The following is a 3,354-nucleotide window of genomic DNA, read 5'->3' as shown; positions in this document are numbered from 1 at the left end:
GGCGGACACTCCGGCGGGCAACGGGATCACCGGTATGCGCGAGCGGGCGGCCGCGCTGGGCGGCGCGCTGTGGGCCGGGCCGTCGCCGGACGGTGGCTGGCAGGTGCGCGCCAGCCTGCCCCTCGACCCGGAGCCCGCGCCGTGATCCGGGTGGTCCTCGCGGACGACCAGGCGCTGGTCCGGGCCGGTTTCCGAGCGCTGCTGGACGCCGAGCCGGACCTCGAGGTGGTCGGCGAGGCAGGCGACGGCACGCACGCCATCCGGCTGGCGCGGCAGTTGCGCCCGGACGTGATCCTCATGGACATCCGCATGCCGGGCGTCGACGGCCTGGCCGCGACCCGGCAGATCGCCGCCGATCCGGCGCTGGCCGGGATCCGGATCGTCGTTCTCACCACGTTCGAGCTGGACGAATACGTTGGCGAGGCGCTGCGGTCCGGCGCGGCCGGGTTCCTGGTGAAGAGCACCCAGCCGGCCGAGCTCATTCACGCCGTCCGGGTTGTGGCGGCCGGCGACGGCCTGCTGTCGCCGAGCGTCACCCGGCGGGTCATCGAGCAGTTCGCGGCCCGGACCTCCACACCGGCCCCGCCGCGGAAGCTGGCCGAGCTCACCGACCGGGAACGGGAGGTGGTCACGCTGGCCGGCACCGGCCTGTCCAACGACGAGATCGCCGCCCGGCTGACGGTGAGCCCGGCCACGGCCAAGACCCATGTCTCGCGCGCGATGGTCAAGCTCGGCGCCCGTGACCGGGCACAGCTCGTGGTGTTCGCGTACGAGGCCGGCCTGGTCCGCCCCGGCTGGCTGCCCTGACCGTCGCGAGCATCGGAAACCTGCTGGTCGGCGGCCCCGCGGGTCGCCGACCAGCTCTGGACTACACCGGCCTGGGCCGCCTGATCTCGGCCGGGCCGGTCCGTTCCCCGGACAGCTCCGAGGGAAGCCCCGCTGAACGTCTTGCGTCTGAGCGTCTTGCGTCGTGAGGAGCCGAGGCGTGCGGAGCCGTCGCCGGTTTGGTGATGCCTCGACTCCCGACAACCCGACAGTCCCGAATGCGGGTTAGCTGGTCGGGTCCAGGACGACCTTGAGCCAGCCAGGGCGGCGCAGGTCGAACTCCTCGTAGGCCGCGAGCACGTCCCGCATCGGCTCGTGCTGGGTGACTACCTTCTCTGGGTTCGCCACCCCCGATTCCACCATGGCCAGCAGCTTCGGGATGTACCGCGGGTGGTTGCCGTTTCCCATGTTGATGGTGAGGTTCTTGTTCATCGCGGTGCCGATCGGGAAGAACCTGTCGGTCGGCGGATATACCCCGATGATGCCCAGCGTGCCCGCCTTGGCCAGGCTCTCGACCGCCCAGGAGTGGGCCTGCGTCGGCGCGTCGCCAGGCTTCCAGTGTCCGTTGTGCTCGTTCGTCTCGGGGGCGATCTGCCGCAGCTCCTCGCGGTGCTGATCGTCCTGCTCGCGGGCCCTGGCGGCGGCGGGGCCGGACTTCGGGCTTTCCGCGTCCACCCCCACGGCGTCGATGGCCCGGTCGGGACCGACACCGCGCGTCAGATCCAGGAGCGCCTCGACGGGGTCCTCTTCGTTGAAGTTGACCACCTCGGCTCCCAGCGTCTGGGCGCGTTCCAGCCGGTCGGCGTGGCCATCGATCGCGATCACTCGCGCCGCGCCGCGCTGGAACGAGGACAGAATGGCGAACTGTCCCACCGGCCCACTGCCCCAGACCGCCACCACGTCGCCATCCGATACTTCGGCGATGACCGCGCCGAAGTAACCGGTGGGGTAGATATCCGACAGCGGGATCGCCTGATCATCGGAGATCGAGTCCGGCAGCCGGAACAGGTTGGTGTGGGCGTAGGGCACGCGGGCGTACTCGGCCTGCAGCCCGTCGAACGAGCCGTTGTCCTTCGGAGCGCCGTAAAAGGCCGATCCGGACCTGCGACCGTAAGGATTGACATCGTCGCACTGGGCGAAATAGCCGCTGCGGCAGTAGGTGCAGGAGCCGCAACCGAGGACGGCGGACAGCAGCACCCGATCGCCGCGCCTGAAGTTGCGGACGCTCTGGCCGACATCTTCGACTACGCCGACCCCTTCGTGCCCGATGATGGTGCCCGGCTTCATCCCCGGTACCGTGCCCCGGACGAAATGCAGGTCCGTACCGCAGATCGCCGCGGTGGTGATGCGAACGACTGCGTCGGTCGGCTGCTCGATCTTCGGTTCGGTGACGGTATCAAGGCGGATATCGCCGACGCCGTGCCACACGACTGCTCTCATCGCCTTCCGCCCCTTTCTTCCCTCGTGGTTCGCGGTACTGATCGCGGACGCCCGCCGGGCCGATTCACAGCGGAACTCCAGTCCGCTGCTTGACACACCAACATCGACGACACGGCAGGCTCATTCCATCGCCACAGGTAACTATCGCCCGAGCGGGGCGTCGACGCCCGGCGAGGCGAGTGGGCGAGAGGGAATTGAGTGGCATTCCCGAAATGTGGCGGGCTCGGGTCGCGTAATCGCCGACACGGGGTCACGGTGCGGTCGCGGCGGAGCAGGACCGGGGTGTGGCCAGCGGAGCAGACGGTCACGGCGCGCCTCGTCGGCTTTCGCGAACGTCGAGGTGCGCGACGGTGAGGAACCGTTCGCTGTCCGGATACTGGGTGAGCAGGGCGGTGTTGAGCTGGTTCAGGATGGCGGCCGGGTTGGGGGGTAGGTACGCCTACGGCCGGCCCGCTCGTCGCCCGTGTCCTGGGCCGCGGGCGGGTCGGCCCATTGCGTTCCTGCTCGCCAGGGGCTATACAGGGTGTTAGCACTCAGTAGGGTCGAGTGCTAACCAGTGGCGTGAAGGGTGCCTTGCCGCAGCCTGGAGCATCGCCTTCGTCGCGGGCGCTGCGGGCGGCCGACACTCCTCCACACGGGCTTGAGCCTCAGGAGGAAGCACCCATATGTCGAAGATCATTGCCTTCGATGAGGAGGCGCGGCGCGGCCTGGAGCGCGGCATGAACCAGCTGGCCGACGCCGTGAAGGTCACGCTTGGTCCGAAGGGCCGTAACGTCGTTCTGGAGAAGAAGTGGGGCGTACCCACGATCACCAACGACGGTGTCTCCATCGCCAAGGAGATCGAGCTCGAGGACCCGTACGAGAAGATCGGCGCCGAGCTCGTCAAGGAAGTCGCGAAGAAGACCAACGACGTCGCGGGTGACGGCACGACCACCGCGACGATCCTGGCCCAGGCGCTGGTCCGTGAGGGCCTGCGCAACGTGGCCGCGGGTGCGAACCCGCTGAGCCTGAAGAAGGGCATCGAGGTCGCTGTCGAGAGTGTCTCCGAGGAGCTCTCGAAGCAGGCCAAGGAGGTCGAGACCAAGGAGC

3 protein-coding genes are annotated in these 3,354 nt (G+C 69.1%); 2 read left to right on the top strand and 1 reads right to left on the bottom strand.

Annotation, left to right across the window (positions count from 1 at the left end; genetic code table 11):
- Window positions 1-141: 141 nt before the first annotated feature.
- A complete protein-coding gene (locus BCD48_RS20980) occupies window positions 142-807 on the top strand; it encodes a response regulator (protein ID WP_071050114.1) in 666 nt (221 codons plus the stop codon).
- A 243-nt stretch (window positions 808-1,050) separates the two neighbouring features.
- On the opposite strand, the gene BCD48_RS20975 is transcribed toward BCD48_RS20980, so the two are convergent.
- The gene (locus tag BCD48_RS20975) at window positions 1,051-2,265 is read right to left on the bottom strand and encodes a zinc-dependent alcohol dehydrogenase (RefSeq protein ID WP_071050113.1); all 1,215 of its coding nucleotides are present in this window, start codon (window positions 2,263-2,265) and stop codon (window positions 1,051-1,053) included.
- A 665-nt stretch (window positions 2,266-2,930) separates the two neighbouring features.
- Here BCD48_RS20975 and BCD48_RS20970 point away from each other — a divergent pair.
- The coding region (locus BCD48_RS20970; protein WP_274536561.1) for a TCP-1/cpn60 chaperonin family protein at window positions 2,931-3,354 on the top strand (424 nt) is incomplete at its 3' end.

The sequence above is a fragment of the Pseudofrankia coriaricola genome, from assembly GCF_001854805.1.
Taxonomy (GTDB): Bacteria; Actinomycetota; Actinomycetes; order Frankiales; family Frankiaceae; genus Pseudofrankia.
The sequence above is the reverse complement of the archived record's forward strand: the minus strand, read 5'-3'. Positions and strand labels throughout refer to the sequence as shown.

Bases quoted from the DNA above. Each gene is read 5' to 3' on its own strand.
- BCD48_RS20975 (WP_071050113.1), bottom strand. From the start codon at position 2,265: ATGAGAGCAGTCGTGTGGCACGGCGTCGGCGATATCCGCCTTGATACC.